The sequence below is a fragment of the Carboxydothermus pertinax genome (assembly GCF_001950255.1).
In the GTDB taxonomy this organism is placed as follows: Bacteria; Bacillota; Z-2901; order Carboxydothermales; family Carboxydothermaceae; genus Carboxydothermus; species Carboxydothermus pertinax.
Genome location: NZ_BDJK01000095.1, coordinates 3047 through 24069 on the forward strand (window position 1 = coordinate 3047; position 21023 = coordinate 24069).

The following is a 21023-nucleotide window of genomic DNA, read 5'->3' on the forward strand; positions in this document are numbered from 1 at the left end:
AAAAAAGTCCTTAGGAAGCAGGATAGTATTAAACGCTATGAAAACATTCAGCGTTGAAGATAGGCTTTTCAAAGCATTAGAAAGATGGTCAAAAAAATTAAACATACCACTAACAGCACTTATAAGAGAATTAATTCTGTCTGGGATAGAGGAATTGATATAACAGAAAAACGGTACTTGTTTTGTGTGTAATTAATATTTTTCATGGGATTGAAATAATCGGCTTTTGCGATGCCATGTTAAAGGGAGTACATCTATAGCTTAGGTATAAGAAAAATCTTAACATAAATGACAAAAAATTTTAAAAATTGTCTTGACATAAATTATGCAAAGATTCATTTAAATTTAAACCCAATCAAATCACAGATAAACAATGATGAAACCTACTTAAATTATTTTGGTGATGGTTATTTGAGGATAAAAGATAAAAAATATCATATAAAAAATATATATGGAATTCTGGTTCAATTTGAAAAAAATGATAAAATAATTATTGGAGGTCCATTAGATGGAATACTTGTAGACAAAAATAAAAGTGAAGTTAAAGTTAATTTATATTTAATATTAAACATAACTGATAATGAAATAGAAGTAACATTAAATAATATAACTGGGAATAATGAAAATATTATTTGCTTAGCATTTGGTGATTATTTTCCGGAAACCAATTATTATATAGAGAAATTAAATAAAAAAATTTTGAATGAAAATAAACAGAGTAATGATAATGTAACAAGTTTAGTTACTACCCAAGAAATAGTAGATATAACATTAAATGATTATGCATATGTTTATAATTATGGATATAATGTAGGTAAAATTGAACACATGGGACAATTAAAATCACCAAGTGGTAATAACACTCAAATAATTAATTTAAAACCAAATCCGGATAATGCTGCTATTGCTTTTATTAAAGCAAATAATATTGATACTTCATATTGGAGTGTATCTGCCCATCCAGATAGAGTTTATTTGAGAATTACTATGCCAACAGAATTTGATATTTCCTACTATGAACCTTTAAGCCAACAATCTTATGAAACTATTCGAATTTATTATTGGTATGGAGGAGTTCAGTGGTTTGACATATCTATACCATTATTATCAATTTATGCAGAGAAAAAAAGTACTGCAGGAAATCTTTTTTATAATCAAGCAAGTTGGGTATTTTCTGAATATCTTGGAATAGAAGAAGCATATTGGCAGAAAGGATTAAGCGGTCGACTAAAAGCCACATATAATGGAACGACAAATAAGTCCTATAAAGTTTTCGGCGCGGGTAATGTTCGTTTTAGTATATATAAAGGGAATAAATTAATTTGGTTCGGATATATTTTTCTATTCTATCCAATCATCAGATGGGTATACAGATTATTGGTTTCAAAGTCTAGCGTAAAATATTTGAAATTGTGGTGAAATAATGAAATTAAAGAAAAGCTATATTCTGCTATCAATTTTAATAACATTATTTCTAATAAGCATCTTTATTGTCAAAAACCAATCTGATGAAAGTGTAAAAGTTGCATTATTTTTTCCACGATATACACCAAAAGATGGTGAAAGACTTGAAAAAGTGTACCGGAAAGTAAAATTAAAATCAATAGAAACTACTGCTATTGCCAATGAATTATTAATATTATTATTAAATGGTCCTAATAAAGAAGAAAAAGAAAAAGGATATTTTAATTACTTTATACCGGGTACTAGTGTACTTAATATTTATAAGAAAGAAAAAGTGTTATTTATAAATTTTAACGAAAATTTTGCAGAACAGAAAAGGTATGATTTTTTGATTCGATCTGGACAAATAATTGAGACATTTCAGAGCAATAAGAAATTAATCGGTGATATTGAAGAAGTGAAATTTTTAGTAAATGGCCAACAATTGGTTGGAGTAGATTTAATGAAATAAATAAGGGTAACAGGCAATAGTTTCTTTCAATCATGTTTACAAATTAAGTGTTACTGCTCACGCTAAATGACAACATTTAGCTCACAATAACTGGCCGCAAATTTTGCTCACTTTATTTGGCCAGGCAGTTTTTTATACTGCCTGGCCATTGGCTGTTGTGCGCCCGGCATGGGTGCAGACTCACGGAAAATTAGCGGGTCAAGAAAAGGATACTGGAGGTTAGCCTGCACACCGCAAGTTAATAAAGCTCTCGGCCTCCAATACTGGAAAGACCAAGGGCTAATAAGTTTAGTTGAAAGGTATCAACAACTTCGTGCAAACTCATGAACCGCCGTATACCGAACGGTACGTACGGTGGTGTGAGAGGACGGGGTTAATCACCCCCTCCTACTCGATTACCTTTGAAAGATAATTCACGGAAGTTTAAATCAATGAAAAAGAAGTTTCCGACAATGAAAAAGGCTTTTCAGACAAGGATTTTACCTTTATAGACAATACCTATTGAAATTGAATGGTGGAATTGTATAAAATTGGAGTAACCAGAAAAACCAAGAGGGACACCATTTCTAATAAGCAATTTAATTGACCCAATTGTAAACTTCTTTACCGAAAAAACTTTATTTTCTTACTTACTGCGTTAGCATGGAGGGGGTAAATGAATAATGTTTATATTAACAAATAGTAAAAGATTCACATTTTTTATAATGATTTTATTGTTTGTTGCATTAATTTTAAATTCATGCGGATTAATCCAGGATAAGGAACTTACCAATGAAGAAATAAAGGAGAAATTAATAAAAAAATTTCAAGAAAAAAATCTTGTTGCGGATAATGTAAAGGTTGTACTTATCAAAAAAATTGACAACCAGTATTATGCAATCTTTAATTATAATGTAATCTATGGAAATTATGAAAGCTTAGTAGCATTTAATATAAAACAAAATGACATAATTATTAATCCTCTGGGTGGTGGCGTATGTAGGACTAGCCCTGATGATAAAATATCAATATCAAGCACTTCTTATGAATCAAGCTCACTCGCGACGAAATGGATGTTTGTTTATGGAACGGTGTTTGATCCAAAGATAGCAAAAATTAAAGTCGTATTTACCGATGATAGGGAAGTAGTTACCGATGTAGACCGGCAAAGTGATTATGGCGGCTATCTTATTTACAGGGAAAATTTTGTAAAAGGATTTAAACGAATAGAAGCGCTTGATAAAAACTTGAAATTAGTTTATAAAGAAGGAATATAAGCTGTAAAAAAGTAGTGATTTCAAACCCTCATGTTGGGAATGTAAATTGTTTTGTGTAAATGGTTTTTACCTGAGTAAAATGGCAATACTTTAACTAGCTTTACCTGCCAGGAGGATAGGGCAATGCCGAGGGGCAACCCGAGTGCCTAGCTTGCTTTGCCGAGGGTAGGGAGGGTGACTTCCCCCCTCCCTCAAATATTCCTTTAAAAAACAAAGACTTTAAGCCTCAAGGGTTTGAATGTATCTTACCCATATATGTTTTTATTTTGCAATAAACATTTTGCCTTATTTTTTTAATATTCCTCAAATTATTTTAAATCTTTTTTTCTGAGTAATTTAAAGCTATGTGAGATTTTAAAATCTATTTACTTTAAATTCTATAGTGTGAATTTGCAAATTAACCCAGCACCTCAAAATAAAATTTGCATAGAAGTAGGTTGTAATCTGCAAAAATTGCAGATTATTTTAGTAGAGCATTGCAAAATTTTGCAAAATATCACGTTATTTTAGCAAAACAAAAAAAGGTAAGCCGGCTTCTATAAGTGCGACCGGCTAAGACTAGAAACTAATCACCTCAGCATCAATGATTTCCTTTTTTGCCTAGAACCCATATAGCAAGCAATGAGTAGTCAGCTTATTGATTAATCGGGGCCAATCCCGGGATAAAGAGGCGATGGCCTCAATAGCAGGTTCAGAAATATAGTTAGCTCTCGTAAACTCCATTTGATGCTGGATATAATCAGCCGTATCTTCCTGGGTCAAAGACTCAACATTATGGTTCACAATAAGCCTTTGGGCCAGAGGCCTATTCTGGTTCAAGGAAAGTTTTTCTAAAAGATGAGGGAGGTAAAAAGTTTTTTCTAATATTCTATTTTGAAAAATTCTTGGGATTTTGGAGACGAATAACACTATAGGTTGTCTTTTTAGCTTCTTATCTTTTAAAAAACCTTTTTAATGAGGTGATTTTTATAAATATAAAAGTACTTATGGAATATAAAAAAACTATCCCTGAGTTAATAAAAGTCACTGGTATATTTTTTTTCTCATTATTTCTTTGTATTTTTATAAATTCATTTATATCTATCATTATTGGGAAATCGCTGAATTCTTATGTTTTGTTTATTTTCTATGCTATATTTCCATATTATCTATGCGCTATTTTTTTAAACAAGATGAAAGTTATGTTTTCAAATATTAAAAAATTAATATATGTATTAATTTGTAATTCATTAGAAAAAGTATTTTGGTTATATCTAGGGTATCAGCTTTATCTAGGAAGTCCAGATGGAAAACTTATAAATGAAAATTTACTAATTTTTATTCAAAGAGAAGTTTTTCCTTTTTATTCATATAGTTATATAATAGGTGGAAGCTTATTGAGTACATTAATTTTTTATTTTTCTCTAAGAAAAATAGAGAGTAAAGATTTATAAAAAGGAGAGTACAATAAATGCATTTTATTTTTAACAAATATGTTTTATTTACTGCAATCATATTTGTTATTTTATTTACCATAAATCTTATACCACCCTTTACTGCATGGGTGTTTATGGCAAAATAAAAGTGCAGAGTTTGGCAAGGTAAAAGTGCAGATGTCAATACCGGATTTAAATTGAACCATTTTCAAAGGTGTTAAATTGACCCAACTTGGCATTTTTTAAAATTAAGCTTTGAGATAATTCACGGAAGTTTAAATCAATGAAAAGGAAGTTTCCGACAATGAAAACGACTTTTCAGACAAGGATTTTACCTTTATAGACAATACCTATTGAAATTGAATGGAGGATTTGTGTAAAATTGGAATAAGCAGAAAAGACCAGGTTGACATATTACTGGAGCTTGGCTTTTGGTTTATCTAACTGAAGTACTTGAAGTACGACTTTCCTGTTATCATTAACGTGAAGGATTTTTCTTTCTTGTTAAAATATTTTTAATGTCGAAGGAGATGACAAAGTTCGGGAAAAATAAGAAAATAAAAATCTTTTTGAAGATGGAGGTGGTCAAATAATTGCGAAGAAGTCTCATATAAATAGTCTGTCTTCGAAAGTTTTAGTTTAAAGTGTAAGTTAATATGTTGTTGTCGGCTCTATAAAAGACAATAATCCCCAGCTTAATCTAATCTCCAATCTTATTAATAAAAATAATACAATAATTTTTGCTTTTTTGTTTGAATTCCTACTTGTTGCTAATCTGAAATTTTTGTTAAAAGTTAATCACAACAAATTGTTAAGGAGGGTGATTTATTTGATGCTAAAAAAATATTATATTATTTTAATTGGTCTAATATTTTTAACTATAAATTCGATGCCTATTTTTGCCTTTGATCTTTCCGAGCAAAATAGTGATGAATTGGTAATTTATGAAGCAAAAGAAATAACTGATGAAAAAGTTTTATTTGAAAGAGCCATTAATGGTGTTATCGAAGGGGATGTTGTTCCAAAAGTAAAGGTCTTTTTACAAAAAGATGGAAGTGAAGTTGATACGAAAAATGTTAAACAATATGTAACTGTACAAAAAATAAAAACTACAAAAAATCTTAAAAGTGGTGCTACAAGAAGTTTATATAAACAAGTATCAATAAGTTTATTATCTTCAACAGCCTTGCAGGACCTAAATGAGGGTTGGGATTCCACCTATGGAGTAAAAGCAACTTGTACTGCATGGTATGAAACTATTACGCTTCCAGTAAAAGATTTATTTGGAAATATAATTAATTACAGAACATATTATAGATATGTTAAAATTGATGGTAAATGGATTAAATACGATAGTACACTTTCATTAAAAAATTCTCAGATTGGTTTTCGACATCAAGGTACTGCAGCTAAATCAGATGGAACTATTTATGGTGGATTAAGCATTGATAGGACCTATACTGTAGCAAATGGATACCCGACTAGCGGTACTACCTATAGTATTTATCCAAATACTAACGGATATTATTTTTCTAATGATGCTTTAGGTGATCAAAATTTAGCAAGGATGAAAGTTGATATAACTAAAGGAGGTTCTACTTGGAATTTTACTTTTCTCAATATGCTTGATTAATATTAAGGGGAGTAAACTTAAATGATAACAATAAATTTGTTTAAGAAATTAATTTTTACCTCTTTATTTTTACTTTCATTGATAATTCAGGGAGAATTAATAACTATTTTGAAAAATCTATTAGCTTATGGAAAGTTGAGTATATTTTATTTTACAGGGTTTTTAAGTTTATATCCAATTTTAATAGGTATCTTTCTTTATTTAACAATCAGAGAAATGAATTTTTTAAAATTTAATGTCAGGTATGATAAAAAAATAATAGCTTTGTTAATACTACTGTTTTATTTAACAATCGTTCCACTTTTATATTATACGAGTATTAGTAAATATTTGCCATTTGGGTTGTTTTTAACACAGTATTATCAAATAACTAATTTAAGTGGCATTATTTTTGGATTTTTAATATTTGCTCTTTTAACAAATTCAAATAAGTCGAAGTGAGTAAGCTATTTTAAAAGCAAAAGAAAGTCGTAAAAAATTATTAAAGAGAACAAAAAAATGCAGAAGATTTTGTAATAAAGAAATTGAATTGACCAGATTATAAAAGTCTTTACAGAAAAAACTTAACTTTCTAACTTTTTGCGTTAGCATGGAAGGTTTTTTTCTAATAAAAATCATTTTAACGATTAATGAGGTGGCATAGTTCGGGGAAAAAGAAAAATCTTTAATGGAAAAGGTGAATTAATTGGGAAGGGGGTGATTTGAATAGTTTTCATTTTGATAAGAAGTTCCAGTGCCGCATAAATACTACTATAAGGGCGGGAGACAGTATACCGGGTAAATGGTGGCAATTAATCACTGGGTTCTAACAAAAAGGAATTTTACACAAAAGTTTGGACTTGATCCTTCATGGCCATATTATTAATAGGGAGTAAATGAACAATGTTTATATTAACAAATAGTAAAAGATTCACATTTTTTATAATGATTTTATTGTTTATTGCATTAATTTTAAATTCATGTGGATTAATCCAGGATAAAGAACTTACCAATGAAGAAATAAAGGAGAAATTGATAAAAAAATTTCAAGAAAAAAATCTTGTTGCGGACAATGTAAAGGTTGTACTTATCAAAAAAATTGACAACCAGTATTATGCAATCTTCAATTATGATGAAGTAAACTTAAATTTTGAAACTTTAGTAGCATTTAAAGTTAAAAACAATGATGTTGAAATAAATACTATTAGTGGTGGAATGTGTAAAACAAGTCCTGATGATAAGATAGCAGTAGCCAGCACTTCTTATGAATCAAGCTCACCCGCGACGAAGTGGATGTTTGTTTATGGAACGGTGTTTGATCCAAAGATAGCAAAAGTTAGAGTTGTGTTTAGCGATGATAAGGAAGTAGTTACCGATGTAGATTGGCAAAGTGATTATGGTGGCTATCTTGTTTACAGGGAAAATTTTATTACCGGGTTTAAACGAATAGAAGCGCTTGATAAAAACTTGAAAGTAATTTATAAAATAGGGATATAAATTATTTCAAACCCTCCTGCTTTTACAAGCAGGATTTTTTCTTTTAGAGGAATTTTTAGAAATATGCCGAATAAGAAACAAAAAAAGCCAAAAGAGAAGATAAACGCTTTCTAAAGTACATTGTGAACTTGCAAATTAATCCGGCACCTGTTTTTCAAATTGTAATCTATGCCGCTTTCTATCTTGCCTATTGTTTGAGGGCGCCGTGCCCTGCATACTTTAGGATTAAATCCAAGGGTTGCCGCAAGGTCTTCAAAGGTAGGGTTACATATGGGCTTTTTGTTTTCAGCTGTAGTATCAGAGGGATATTTCGCCAGGGTTTGGTCATTTCCTTTTCGTTGCCTCTGGGGCAATTATACACCGTCGGGATACCAGTATTTGATTTCAAAAGATAATATCACGTAGTATTGTTGGAGTTGAAAACTTATCCAGCAATTAAGCATAAATTTACCCAAGATTATTTATCGCCGAAACTTAAGTAAATCATTTAGGAGGCTTTAATAATGAAATTCACTTTGAAAAATTTTCTCCGTTATTACTGGTTTTCTTTGCTAATCCTCATCGCTATTTTTGGCGTAAGTTTTTACTTATATCCAATGCTTCCGGCTAAAATTCCGACCCACTGGAATTTATACGGGGAGGTTGACGGCTGGAGTTCTAAAGGTTTTGGGGTTTGGTTTTTACCCTTTTTTACCCTGGGGTTATTTCTCTTATTTATAGTCATTCCCTTTATTGACCCCCGGCGGGAAAATTATGAAAAGTTTTTTGGGGTTTATGTTTTGTTTATTAACGGTTTTCTAATATTTATGGGGGCTATGCATGTGGCGACGCTTTTGGTAGGCCTTGGCTACAAAGTACCGATGGGTGAACTCGTACCTGTTGGTATAGGTTTTATCTTTGCCCTAATCGGTCTTACCATCGGGAAAATAAAGTCAAACTATTTTTTCGGCATCCGTACCCCCTGGACTTTGGAAAGTCCGGTGGTCTGGGAAAAAACCCACAAAGCTTCCGGGAAATTTTTTGTGGCTTCTGGCATTATCATGGCTTTGGCCGCCTTTTTACCGCCGGTGGTGGAACTTATACTTCTTATTTTACTGCCCCTTTTTATTGTTGCAGCGGTAATGGTTTATTCCTATCGGCTTTACGAGCAGGAAAAAAAGAATAAAAGTTAAGGAAAAGTAAATTTAAAATTTCCCTGGGGTATGAAAAAGGATTTATAAAGTATATGGAGAATTAATTTCCAAAATTAAAAAATTTGTGTTTTAAGATAAATTTCTCCTAAAAAGTGTCTTTATTTCTAACATTCAAGTGGAGGAAAGTAAAATTGGACAGGATGTCTCTTCCGGTTTTATTGTTTATATCTTTGCCGGAAGCAATGCTGGTCAGTGTGATTGGTTTATCCCTTTTGGGTTTTAAATCAACTCTAAAGGAAATAACATTAATCGGCATTTTTCAGGCAATATGCAGTTATTTTATTCGTTCGTTACCAATAGCTTTTGGTATTCATTCAATACTCCAACTTATTACCTTTTCTCTAATCATATCTTTTATATACTTAATTCCTTACAAATTAAGCTTTTTGGCGGCATTACTGGGTTTAAGTATTTATCTGGTGGTGGAGACGGTATCCGCCCCGCTTATCTTTAACCTAACTGGGCTTTCTCTGTCCTCAGTATTAAATAATTTCTGGGAGCGCCTGGTATTTTTTCTGCCAGAAGCTCTTATTTTGGTTATGCTAATTTTGTTAATCCAACGTTTAAATCTAAGGTTCCCCGAACGCTGGTTGGATTTATTGGGGGCAAATAAATCATACATGCTTAAATCTGTTCCACTTATAAGCTTATTTTTACTTCAATTTATTCTGATAATGTTAATTTATCTGGCAATTTATCTTGAAAATAATTCGCTATCAAAGATTAAAACTTTTATTTCTGATCCTTTTATGTTAATTTTAATGGATGCATTAATCTCGATTCTTTTTATTTTTAGTATGAAACGGATTCTAAATCTCTTGCACGAAGAAATCAAGCTTAAAACCCAACTGGACTATCTTAACCAGATAGAGGAGTTACTGCGAACCCTTCGCCTGCAACGCCATAATTTTAACCATGAACTGCAGGTGATTTACGGCTTGCTTGAAGTAGAGGCTTTCCGGGAGGCAAAAGAATATATTAAAAAGTACCTGGAAGAGATTGCGGTTACTTCGGTATTAATAAAGACGGATAAACTGGAAATTACGGCGTTATTGCAGACCAAGGCATCTTTAGCGGAAAGCAGGAAAATAAATTTTAAAGTGGAGGTAAAAACGAGCCTGCGGGAATTACCGCTTAAAGTAAGAGATCTCAATGTTATTTTGGGAAATTTGATAGACAATGCTTTTGAAGCGGTCGAAGGGATGCCTTTGGAGCAAAGAAAGGTAGAGGTGGAACTTACAAAAGACTTAATGGGTTATGTTTTTATAGTTAAAAACTACGGCTTGCCGATAAAGCCGGAATTAATCGAAAAAATTTTCGAACCGGGGTTTTCCACCAAAGGCGAAGGCAGAGGTATGGGACTTTACAGCGTGAAAAAACTTGTGCAGAAGTATAACGGCAATATTCAGGTAAAAAGCGACGCAAACTGGACTATTTTTACGGTTCAACTACCGGATAAAATTGAAAACACCCCTTAAAAATTTATTTGCTGGGGAAGGTGCAGCTAAATGCTTAAGGTCATAATTGGTGAAGATGATCCTGCCATGAGGCTAGTTTTGAGACGAGTGTTGGAGGGGATTTTCGGAATAGAAGTAATAGGGGAGGCGGGAAACGGCCGGCAGCTGGTTTCGCTGGTGGAGGAATTTAAGCCGGATGTGGTTTTTGTGGACGTTGACCTGCCGGAAATGAACGGAGTAGAGGCGGCGAGAGAAATTTTTGACATTGATCCTAAAATCTTTATCATTTTTGCCACGGCTTATGATAGCTATACTCACGAAGCTTTTGAAGTTTATGCTTTTGATTACCTGATAAAACCCTTTAAACTTGAACGTATTAAGCAAACAATGAAACGAATTAGCGAATTAAAAGGGGAAAGGGATAAATCCGGGATTGTAGAACGACTCATGACGCCACCGGTGGGAGAAAACCGGGAAAATAAAAATTTAAAACTGCTCGTTTACTCCAATGATAAATGCACGGTGATAAATGTTCACGAAATAATCCTGATTACCCGTTTTGACCGCAAGACAGTCATACATACCGCCCGGGGAAATTTTACAACTAATGAAACCCTTAAACAACTGGAAGAACGGATTAAAAGCGAAAAATTATTTCGCTGCCATAAAAGTTATATGATCAACGTGGACATGATTACGGAAATAGTACCTTGGGGAAATAGGTCTTACTTGATCAAATTAGCAAACGTAAAAGAAACGGCCATAATTACCCAGGAAAAATTAAAAGAGTTTCAGGAAAAATATTGTCTGTGAAAAAATTGCTCTTGGTTTTGCAAGGGCAATTTTTTTTGTACCTTCAAAGGAGAATTCACGGAAGTTTAAATCAATGAAAGGGAATTTTCAGACAACGAAAACGACTTTTCAGACAAGGATTTTACATTTATAGACAATACCTATTGAAATTAGATGGAGGATTTGTTTAAAATTGGATTAACCAGAAAAAACCAAGAGGGACACCATTTCTAATAAGCAATTTAATTGACCCAATTGTAAACTTCTTTACCGAAAAAACTTAATTTTCTTACTTACTGAGTTAGCATGGAGGGTTTTTTCTTAATAAAAAATACTAATATAAGGGCGGGAGGCATGGGTAAGTGGTGGCAATTAATCACTGGGTTCTAACCAAAAAGGATTTTACACGAAAGTTTGGACTTGATCCAAAATCCTTGTTATTTGGCCACGAAATCTGAGAATTGGACGGTTATTTTATGTGGGTAGAAACACTTTGTGCTTAAAAGTTTATAGCTTAGTTTTGTTTATTCAATTTTTTTGACTGAATATTATCTCTTTTTGTAATAAATCTTGGGGAGGGGCTTTATATAATAAAGACTTTTTTGTAAAGAAAGGAGGTGAGATGAATGTACGAAAGACCAACTGTTGGCTATAGATATCGTGCAGCTTATTCTGCCAGTAAAGCTGGTATAATTGGCTTAACACGTTGCTTGGCAGTCGAGTGGGCACCATTTAATATACGTGTAAATTCGATTAGTCCGACCATATTACAAAGTGAAATCAATAATTGGTTGTTGGAAAGCGAGGAATTCAAAAAAGAATTTCTATCAAAGATTCCGATGGGTCGTTATGGGCAATACAATGATGTAATTAGTGCTATTGTTTATCTTTCAAGTGATGAAGCAAGTATGATTACAGGACATAACCTGATAATTGATGGAGGCTGGACTGCTATTTAAGACTTTCGTAGTTATTGGGGGTAGGACGATGGCAGATATCGAAAATAAAAAAGTCTTTACTAATACCAAAAAGAGTCACCAATTAAGACAGTTCGTATGGGCCTTACAGGTGATAGTGACTGTGGAAATTTTAATAGTGGGAATTGCTATTTATATGATGATGACTAAAAATTGGCTATTTTACCTGGTACTTGCCCTAATGCTGGCGTTATATCTTTATGTCTCAAACTTAAACCGTCTAATGCTTGGGTCGGCGCATGTTTTAACTCCTGATGAACTTATTATTTGTCTGGGTCCGAGGTTTAAATGTCGTTTGCCGCTTTCTTTGGTGATGGAGGCTAAGGCGGTATCTTTGGCTTCAGCTCCTCAGGGAGATTTATTAAATGTAAGTGTTTTCCGGGAAGATGAGCGGCTGTATTGTCTTTCACGCAATAGTGATGTCATCCAATTAAACCTTTCGGAGCCAATTATGGTTAAAGCCCCATCTTCTGGTCCTGATAAAAGCCGGCGGGGGTTTGTCCGAGAAATTTTAATTAACGCCGATGAACCGGAACGGTTTTTAGAAACCATTACAAAGATTGTCCGCCCGGAGAAAGAATTAGACCAAATTAAGTCCAGCCATAATACTCTTAAATCCGTCCAGGATAAAACCCGGCAAATAATATCTACTTCACCTGCAAATCTTAAATCAAATAAAACCCCAATTCTGGAAATTAAACATTTAACCAAATATTACGGTGATTACCCGGCGGTTTTGGATTTAAACTTGGAGGTGTATCCAGGGGAGATTTTTGGCTTTCTTGGAGCTAATGGGGCGGGGAAGTCAACTACCACCAAAATGATGACGGGCCTTTTACGCCCTTCGAAAGGCACGATTCTAGTGCGGGGGGAAGATTTGTGGCAACCAGGAGCTTTAGTGCGGCGCCAAATTGGCTATATACCCGACACCCCTTTGGTTTACGAGCGGTTAACGGCAAGGGAGCTTCTTATTATGGCGGGGCGACTTTACAACCTGCCCGAGGAATGGACCAAAAAGAGAATGGAGGAGCTTTTAGCGATTTTAGACCTGAAAGCTAAAAGTGACTATATGGTTAACACTTATTCCCTGGGAATGCAGCGAAAGGTATCGGTAGCTCTTGCCCTTCTTTCCGATCCGGAAATTATTATAGTGGATGAGCTTACCAATGCTTTTGATGCCCCAACTTTAGCGAAAATTAAGGATATTCTTTTAAATCTAAAAAGCCGGGGAAAAACCGTATTTCTTTCAACCCATGTGATGGATGTGGCGGAAAAACTTTGCGACCGGGTGGGAATAATCCACCGGGGTCAGCTTAGAGCCCTGGGCACGGTGGAGGAGCTGTGTGAGTCGTTGGCAGTTTCCGGCGGCCTGGAGCCTTTATTTTTAAAGCTAATTGGTGAAGAGACCACTGGTTAAAGGAGTAGAGGATTAATGGTGCTTTGGCGGACTTTAGTCGAAATAAAACTAAGGGAAACCTGGAATGACCGGATTCGGTTTAATCGCTCGGGTCTTTTAATAATATTGTTGGAATTAGTAACCCTGATTTCAATATTCGTTGGCATGAGAGTTTTTCTTAATGATGTGGGGCATGGTTTAAAGTCGGAAGGGGATTTAGTGGCTCTTGCAGCCTTGACTTTGCCCATAACCTTTGGAAATGGTTATCTTTTGGCGGAGCGGATGTTGTTTGGCTTTAAAGCCCGGGTGGACCGTTTGATAGTTAGACACCCGCAGGAGATTATTAAAGCAACGGTCGTTACTGCTTACCTGGCTAATCTACGTCCTACTTTACAAACTCCCACCTTAATGGCCCTGGCACTGGCCCGGATCTGGTTTCCCCATTGGCAATTGGAGCTTTGGGTTTTGTACTTTCTTATTACCCTTATTGGTACCGGCTTAGCCCTTTTGGTTTTACTGGTGGTTAAACGGTTTTTTTTGAGGCTTAGCGGGCTTTTGTTAATAGTTACTCCTTTTCTGCAAATTGCCGGGCTGGCGGTGGCCCTGTGGCTTGGCACAACCCTGGTAAAAGGGAAAAGGGTGAAAGTATGGGCGTCTTTAAATTGGCCGGAACTAATATGGTGGATACCAATTCTTCTGGTGGCCGGGGGAGTTATTCTGTATATGGGGTTAAAGTCGGCAGCTTTATGGGAAAAAGCTTTTTTAGAACAAGAAGAGCGGGGAACCGGGAGGCTTGGGAAAAAGCAAACGGAGTTCATCCTGAAGTTGCTTTCGGTCTTTCGCTTACCCGCTCCTGTCCAGGCGGTAATTTTAAAAGAATGGCTTTTTCTCTGGCGAAATCCTTTAACCACGATTCGAATTCTGGCCTGGCTGATTTTATCCCTGCTGCCTCTTATAAATTCCTGGCTTGGGGCCATGGTAAATAGTTTATCTCCCTTGATACCAACTTTTGCCATATGGTATTTTTGCTTTGGGGAGTTAATTGCGACTGCCTACCAGGCCGAGGGCCGGCGGGTAGGGCTATTATGGCTTGCGGCTATTGCTCCCGGACAATTAGCTACCGGAAAGTTTTTGGCCTATCTTCCTTTGACCTTTTTTGCCGGAGTGACTGCGGGTCTTATGAACGGCGTAATTGGTTTAAAAGGCCCTGCGGCGTTATTAAGCATAGTTTTCTCCATCATCGGAACTACCGTGGGTCTCGCCCTGTCCCTGGTTCCTGCGGGCCTGACCATGAACAAAGTTGATTATGCCGGAAGTTCGCTAACCGATATGGCGATGGAGCAGGTTCCGTTAACGTTTTATAGTTTACTTTCAGCAGTGATGATGGGAGGGATTTTAGTTACTTTTTATTTTATTGTTAGTTTAACTCCTTGGCCGGAGGCCGTTTTAGGAGCAGTTGTTGCGGGAATTTTGGGGGTAGCTATGACTGGGCTTTTCTTAAAACGAAGATATAGCTTATAGATTATGACAGGATAGGAGGTGGTTTTTGGCCTTTAGAAAACCCCAAGGTATGGTAAAAGACCTTTAAGGAAAAAAGGAAAAGTTAAAAGCAAAGGAGTGGAGGAATATGGGCTTAACTAATTTAATTAAAGTCATTTATGCTCCCGGGGAAGTTTTTCAGGAAGAGTGGCAGAAAACAAATTTTTGGTTAAGCGGAATTATCATTGCAGTGTTAAATGGGTTTGCGGTATGGCTTAGCATGCCAGTCATGCTTGAAACCACGAAAAAAATGTTAGTAGATAAAATACCGCCGGAACAACTTACTGTCGCCCTTCAAGGGGCAAAGATTAGCGGGTTAATTGGAGCTTTAATAACACCGTTTCTTATCTGGCTTTTAATTGGGCTGGTCCTGTCTTTATATTCCCAGTTTGCGGGAGTAGAAGGGAAAATGGGGCTTTATTTAAAAATTACGATTTTAAGCTGGGTACCGATTTTATTGGGGAATATTATCCGGTCCGGACTTATTTACTATCTGAAGCCTGAAAATTATCTTGATGTAAAAACTTCGCTTTTATTACTTTTGCCGGGAGAAGTAAAGATGGATTTTATCCACATATTTATGTCTAAACTGGACTTTTTTACCCTTTGGGGCATAGTATTGTTAGGCTATGGTTACGGGAAAGCTTTTAATACCGATACTAAAAAAAGCATCGCTTTTTGGTTAATAATTTTTATTTTAATTTCAATTATAAGCGCGTTTTTTGGCGGACAAAGTTTACAGAAAATGGCTTAGGAGGGCGTTATGAAGAAAAAAATATTAGCTATAGTTGTAATTGTCTTGTTTATTGGCGGGGTTGCAGGCTTAAATGTTGTTGAAATTAAAAAAAATCCGGGAATAGCCGTTAAGACTACCAAAGTAGCCGAAGGGGATATTGTCAAATATGCTTTTGCCGAAGGTACCATTGAACCTAAAATAACGGAAAACATCTATGTTTATACACCGGGCACGGTAAAAGAGGTACCGGTAAAACCGGGGCAAAAGGTAAAGGCGGGGCAGGTGGTTTTAAGACTTGACGAAACTGAACTTAAAAATCAGTTAAAAGAAGCCGAAAACCAGGTAGAATTACTTGAAGTCCAGCTAAGTGACGCCAAAAAGGCCGAAAAACTTCCGGGGATGAACCAAACCTCTACCAAAAGCTTGGAAGTCCAGCTAAAGTCGGCCCGCGATCGGGTAGAGATGTTAAAGGAGAAAATTGCCCAGACCCAGCTTAAAACTAAGCTTTCGGGAGTAGTTTTAGCGGTAAATGTGGAAGCAGGACAAACCGCCAATCCTGGTGTTCCGGTTATTGTGGTGGGGGATTTATCAGGTTTTAAGGTAAAAGGAATGGTAAACCAATTTGATGCTGCCTTAATTTTCCCGGGGCAAAAATTTACTGCCCAAGCGGAAGGTTTGGAGCGGGAGTATACCGGGATAATTGAAACGGTAGAACCGCAGGCGGTAAAAACGGTATCGGCTCAGGGGGAAGAGATTAAAGTAGGGTTTAGCGGTAAAATCACCGGGGATATTACAGGGCTAAAGCCAGGCTATAAGGTAGACTTAAAAATCGAAGCGGGGCGGAAAAACGGAGTTTTAACCCTTCCCTTTGAAGCCATTGTGGAGCGGGATACGAAAAAATATGTGTTTATAGTGGTGGGAGATAAGGTAAAACTTCAAGAAGTAAAGCTGGGGCTTAGCGATGATTTAAAAGCCCAAGTTTTATCCGGAGTCAAAAAAGGTGACCTTGTAGTGGTAAACCCGCCGGCTGAGCTAAAAGATGGGGATAAGGTGAAAGTTAAATGATTCGGGTCGAAAACTTAACTAAAGGCTATCTTCTCGGCAAAAGTCGGGTAGAAGTTTTAAAAAACATTAACTTTACCGTAAGCGCCGGCGAGTTTGTGGCCATCATGGGACCGTCGGGTTCGGGTAAATCTACCTTAATGAATATTCTGGGGTGCTTGGACCGTCCGGATAGCGGAAAATACTATTTAGACGGGGTAGATGTAGGAAGTCTATCCGATAATGAGCTGGCGGAAATCCGGAACCGAAAAATTGGCTTTGTGTTTCAAAACTTTTATCTTCTGCCGCGGGAAAACGTCTTAAAAAATGTCGAACTACCTCTTCTCTATCAAGGAGTAAAACCTGGAATAAGGAAAGAAAAAGCTATTGAAGCTCTAAGAAAGGTTGGACTTTCCCATCGTTTAGAGCATAAGCCCAATGAAATCTCCGGCGGTGAGCGTCAAAGGGTGGCCATTGCCCGGGCGTTAGTTACCAATCCTTTATTAATTTTAGCCGATGAACCAACTGGAAACTTAGATACCAAGTCCAGTACGGAAATTATGAATATTTTAACCGGTTTAAACCAGGAAGGGGTAACAATTATTTTGGTCACCCACGAACCGGATGTGGCTTCCTTTGCTAAAAGGTTAATTAGAATTCGTGATGGCGAAATTGTCGAAGACCGGGCAATAGAGAGGGGGCAAGGCGTTGGAGCTTAAAGAGAGTTTAAGGGTTGCGCTTTCTTCCCTATGGGCCAACAAAATGCGCTCTTTTTTAACTGCCCTTGGGGTAATTATTGGTGTGATGGCGGTGGTGGCGGTGCTGTCCATCGGCCAGGGTGGAAAAGAAGCAACTCTCGGGCAGATGAAAAGTATTGGTTCCAACCTGTTTATTATGTACGCCAAAACCATTGGCCAGGAAACAATCCGTCCGGATCAGCGTTTGTCGTTAGATGACGTCCGCGCGGTAGAAGCGGGGGCCCCGGCAGTAAAAAGAATAGTTCCTTCCGGCTATGATATGGCCAAAGGAGCTTCTGGCAGCAAAAAAATTGACTTAATTGTGGTGGGTACGATTCCCGAGTATAAAGAGGTACGGAATATTCAGCTAGTTAATGGTCGTTTTATTATCGGGGAAGACGTAAACTTTTTCCGCAAGGTGGTTATTATTGATGAGAAAGGAGCAAAAGAACTTTTTGGAACTATAAATGCGGTTGGTAAAACCATAAAGATAAAAGGTTTACCTTTTTTGGTAGTAGGGATCTCCAAAACCGAAACTTTAAGCTTTACCACTGGAATGCCGAACTATCGAGTATATCTGCCCATAACCTCCTGGCAGCGGCTCTTTAACACTACCAGGGTCGACCAGTTGGAGGGGGAGGCGGTTGCGGCGGATAAGGTTAAAGAAGCAATCGAGCAAACTAAAAGAATCCTTAATAAGCGCCACCGGGCGGAGGATTTGTACGAAGGTTTTAATATGGAAGAGCAGCTACAGGTGGCCAATAAAGTGCTGGGTTTAGTTACCCTGATTATTAGCTCTATTGCCGGGATTTCCTTATTTGTTGGCGGCATTGGGGTTATGAATATCATGTTAGTATCGGTAACGGAGCGAACCAAAGAAATTGGGATACGCAAAGCCATTGGAGCCAAAAGACGGGATATATTAATTCAGTTTTTAATTGAAGCGCTCCTTTTGTGTTTAGCGGGGGGGTTAATTGGGCTACTTTTAGGGGTGATAATAGCCTTTGTCGTGGCTAAGATTGCCGGCTGGCCTTTTATCGTTACCTGGTGGAGTATGGTTTTAGCTGTATTATTTTCGACTTTGGTGGGAGTGGTGTTTGGTATTTATCCAGCCAACAAGGCGGCCAAACTTGACCCTATTGAAGCGTTAAGGTATGAATAGAAAGCAAAACTATTTATGGTATTTTGTATACTTTTTGTAAAGGCTGGACAGAAAAAGAGGTTTTAAGATAAAATTTTCTTAAAATTGCGGTAGAATGGAGGGATGGTAGTAAAGGGGTAAGTTGGGTTGCTTGCTTAAAAGATAAAGATTAAAAACACTACGGGAGGATGGAAGATGAAGAGAAAAGGATTTACAACTTTATTGTTGGTTTCCTTGCTGGCGTTTTTGTTAGTTTTTACGTCGGCATGTGGGACTAAATCTACCGAGGAAAAGAAAAGTGGGGATGTAATCAAGATTGGTGTAAACTTAGAGCTTTCGGGTAATGTGGCTTCCTTTGGTCAATCTGCCTTAAACGGATTTACCCTTGCCCTAGATGAAATTAATGCTGCCGGGGGCATAAATGGCAAAAAGCTGGAAATTATTAAGTATGATAACAAGTCGGATAACACCGAAGCGGCATCGGTGGCCACCCGGTTAATTACCCAGGATAAAGTACCAATTATTTTTGGAGCGGTTACTTCCGGTAACACGATGGCCTTTATCAACATTGCGGAAACTAATAAAGTGCCGGTGTTAACCGCGACAGCTACCAACCCCGATGTTACCGTTGATCCGAAAACCGGGAAAGTACGGGAGTATGTTTTTAGGACCTGCTTTATCGACCCCTTCCAGGGGACTGCTATGGCTAAATTTGCTACAGAAGAATTAAAAGTAAAAAGAGCTGCTATTTTAAAGGATAATACCTCTCCTTATTCGGTAGGCTTAGCTAAATTTTTCACTGAAGGCTTTAAAGCTGGCGGTGGTGAAGTTGTAGCTGATGAAAACTTTACCGTTAACGACCAGGATTTCCGTTCGGTTTTAACAAAGATTAAAAGCTTAAATCCGGATTTTATCTATGTTCCAGCATATTACGAGCAAGTTGGTCAAATCGTGAAGCAAGCCCGGGAAATGGGCATTAATGTAGCCTTTGGTGGTAGTGACGGCTGGGATTCGCCCAAGCTGATTGAAATTGCCGGGAAAGATGCATTGAAAAATTGCTACATTACAAACCACTACTCCCCGGATCGGGACAATCCCAAGGTAAAAGAGTTTGTCAAAAAATATAAAGAAAAATACGGCAACGTACCTGATGCCTTAGCGGCTCTTGGTTACGATACAGGCTATGTTTTAGCTGCGGCTTTAAAGAATGCGAAAGAAATTACCCCGGAAGCTATTAAAGATGCTCTCAAAAATGTCAAAGATGTAGAAGGGGTAACGGGTAAAATATCGATTGATGAGCAGCACAATGCTAAAAAAGGTTTAGTGATTTTAGAGTTTGTTGATGGTAAACAAACTTATAAGAAATTTATTGAACCGTAAAGTAAAGGCCGGCACCGCCGGCCTTTAAAAATATAATTACCATTAACAAGTAGAAGCAAATAAATGAGGAGGATTACACCAAAATGTTTAACGTAGTAAAATACTTGCTCTGGATAGAGTATTTAATTCACTTAGTGGTTGTATTTATGCTTGTTGTAGCGGTTGGAGGAATTATTTTAAATACATTTACTGGATTTTCAATAACTAAAAATGTATTACTACTTATTAGCAATGCTTTATTAATTATGATTATTAAAGAGGTTATATGGACTGTTATTAAATTTTTTAAAAAAGAGCGATTTAGTGTAGCTTCTTTTATTTTGATAGGTATTATTTCTGCTATTAGACAAAGCCTTTTTGTAGAAGCGCAAATATCATTAAATAAAAGTCACAGTTGGGAACCGCTTTATGAGATAGGAGTAAATACCTTGATTATCTTAGTGCTTTCCATATCTTATTTTATTGTAAAAAAGGCAGAAGTTTGTTCAAATGATTAGTCAGGAATTTGGGGTTGGACAAGAAATTTATTTTCTTACCAGAAAATAGCCCTTGAAGAAAGGGAAAAGGATTTGGTATATTAAAAAAGTGTCCTGCAGGCGGCGGTAAGAACTGGAAGGAAAAAAGGGGAGAAAAAACCGCTTGACAAGGGAGCAAGAGATGTGGTAAATTAAGAATCGTCGCTGACGGCGAAGGAAGTCGAAAGTAGTGGTACCTTGGCAAAGAAATAACGGCAAGCGGACCGTACTCGAGAAGGGGTACGGAAGCAAAAAATAAGGAGAAGCTTGGATTAACCTTTCATAGGCCCGAGCCTACGGAAGTGGGTTTAGATAACGGGGTCCCCAAAAAGTCGTAAGATTTTTTGGGGGGATATAAATGGAGGGTTTGATCCTGGCTCAGGACGAACGCTGGCGGCGTGCCTAACACATGCAAGTCGAGCGG

The 21023-nt window shown here is 36.6% G+C and carries 17 protein-coding genes, 1 rRNA gene and 1 pseudogene; 18 read left to right on the plus strand and 1 reads right to left on the minus strand.

Features of this window, described 5'->3' with window-relative positions; translation table 11 throughout:
• Positions 1-411 precede the first annotated feature (411 nt).
• The 5 genes from cpu_RS13190 (at position 412) to cpu_RS13225 (ending at position 7695) form a co-directional block, all read left to right on the plus strand.
• Positions 412-1419 (plus strand): hypothetical protein, encoded by a 1008-nt coding sequence (locus tag cpu_RS13190; RefSeq protein ID WP_143299333.1) that lies wholly within the window; start codon positions 412-414, stop codon positions 1417-1419.
• A gap of 4 nt (positions 1420-1423) precedes the next feature.
• On the plus strand, positions 1424-1915 hold the full coding sequence (locus cpu_RS13195; protein WP_075860424.1) for a GerMN domain-containing protein: 492 nt from the start codon (positions 1424-1426) through the stop codon (positions 1913-1915).
• Positions 1916-2577: 662 nt separating this feature from the next.
• Positions 2578-3171: a hypothetical protein gene (locus tag cpu_RS13205; protein WP_075860425.1), complete on the plus strand. Its 594-nt coding sequence runs from the start codon at positions 2578-2580 to the stop codon at positions 3169-3171.
• 2244 nt (positions 3172-5415) lie between these two features.
• Complete coding sequence (locus tag cpu_RS13215; protein ID WP_075860427.1) at positions 5416-6219, plus strand: hypothetical protein; 804 nt, start codon at positions 5416-5418, stop codon at positions 6217-6219.
• 882 nt (positions 6220-7101) lie between these two features.
• The gene (locus tag cpu_RS13225) at positions 7102-7695 is read left to right on the plus strand and encodes a hypothetical protein (protein ID WP_075860429.1); all 594 of its coding nucleotides are present in this window, start codon (positions 7102-7104) and stop codon (positions 7693-7695) included.
• Between the two features lie 149 nt (positions 7696-7844).
• Here the strand turns inward: cpu_RS13225 and cpu_RS13485 are convergent.
• A pseudogene (locus cpu_RS13485) lies at positions 7845-7988 on the minus strand (IS21 family transposase); the annotation flags it as partial.
• Between the two features lie 210 nt (positions 7989-8198).
• Here cpu_RS13485 and cpu_RS13235 point away from each other — a divergent pair.
• The 13 genes from cpu_RS13235 to cpu_RS13295 form a co-directional block, all read left to right on the plus strand.
• Positions 8199-8867, plus strand: coding sequence for an SdpI family protein (locus cpu_RS13235; RefSeq protein ID WP_075860431.1), 669 nt, complete (start codon positions 8199-8201; stop codon positions 8865-8867).
• Positions 8868-9028: 161 nt separating this feature from the next.
• On the plus strand, positions 9029-10366 hold the full coding sequence (locus cpu_RS13240; protein WP_075860440.1) for a sensor histidine kinase: 1338 nt from the start codon (positions 9029-9031) through the stop codon (positions 10364-10366).
• A gap of 30 nt (positions 10367-10396) precedes the next feature.
• Positions 10397-11158: a LytR/AlgR family response regulator transcription factor gene (locus cpu_RS13245; RefSeq protein ID WP_075860432.1), complete on the plus strand. Its 762-nt coding sequence runs from the start codon at positions 10397-10399 to the stop codon at positions 11156-11158.
• 605 nt (positions 11159-11763) lie between these two features.
• A complete protein-coding gene (locus tag cpu_RS13250; RefSeq protein WP_075860433.1) occupies positions 11764-12096 on the plus strand; it encodes an SDR family NAD(P)-dependent oxidoreductase in 333 nt (110 codons plus the stop codon).
• Between the two features lie 28 nt (positions 12097-12124).
• Positions 12125-13531 carry an ABC transporter ATP-binding protein gene (locus tag cpu_RS13425; RefSeq protein WP_159434021.1) on the plus strand — a complete coding sequence of 469 codons (1407 nt, stop codon included), beginning with the start codon at positions 12125-12127 and terminating at the stop codon, positions 13529-13531.
• A gap of 15 nt (positions 13532-13546) precedes the next feature.
• On the plus strand, positions 13547-15031 hold the full coding sequence (locus tag cpu_RS13260) for a hypothetical protein (protein WP_075860434.1): 1485 nt from the start codon (positions 13547-13549) through the stop codon (positions 15029-15031).
• 106 nt (positions 15032-15137) lie between these two features.
• Positions 15138-15803, plus strand: a complete 666-nt coding sequence (locus cpu_RS13265) for a YIP1 family protein (RefSeq protein ID WP_075860435.1) — start codon at positions 15138-15140, stop codon at positions 15801-15803.
• Between the two features lie 9 nt (positions 15804-15812).
• Positions 15813-16850 carry an efflux RND transporter periplasmic adaptor subunit gene (locus cpu_RS13270; protein ID WP_075860436.1) on the plus strand — a complete coding sequence of 346 codons (1038 nt, stop codon included), beginning with the start codon at positions 15813-15815 and terminating at the stop codon, positions 16848-16850.
• A complete protein-coding gene (locus tag cpu_RS13275) occupies positions 16847-17545 on the plus strand; it encodes an ABC transporter ATP-binding protein (RefSeq protein ID WP_028052602.1) in 699 nt (232 codons plus the stop codon). Before cpu_RS13270 ends, cpu_RS13275 begins: the two co-directional genes overlap by 4 nt.
• Positions 17535-18725, plus strand: a complete 1191-nt coding sequence (locus cpu_RS13280) for an ABC transporter permease (protein ID WP_075860437.1) — start codon at positions 17535-17537, stop codon at positions 18723-18725. The genes cpu_RS13275 and cpu_RS13280 overlap by 11 nt, the downstream gene beginning before the upstream one ends.
• 174 nt (positions 18726-18899) lie before the next feature.
• Positions 18900-20084 carry an ABC transporter substrate-binding protein gene (locus cpu_RS13285; protein ID WP_075860438.1) on the plus strand — a complete coding sequence of 395 codons (1185 nt, stop codon included), beginning with the start codon at positions 18900-18902 and terminating at the stop codon, positions 20082-20084.
• An 83-nt stretch (positions 20085-20167) separates the two neighbouring features.
• The gene (locus tag cpu_RS13290; protein ID WP_075860439.1) at positions 20168-20581 is read left to right on the plus strand and encodes a phosphate-starvation-inducible PsiE family protein; all 414 of its coding nucleotides are present in this window, start codon (positions 20168-20170) and stop codon (positions 20579-20581) included.
• A gap of 373 nt (positions 20582-20954) precedes the next feature.
• Positions 20955-21023 (plus strand): 16S ribosomal RNA (locus cpu_RS13295); the annotation flags it as partial.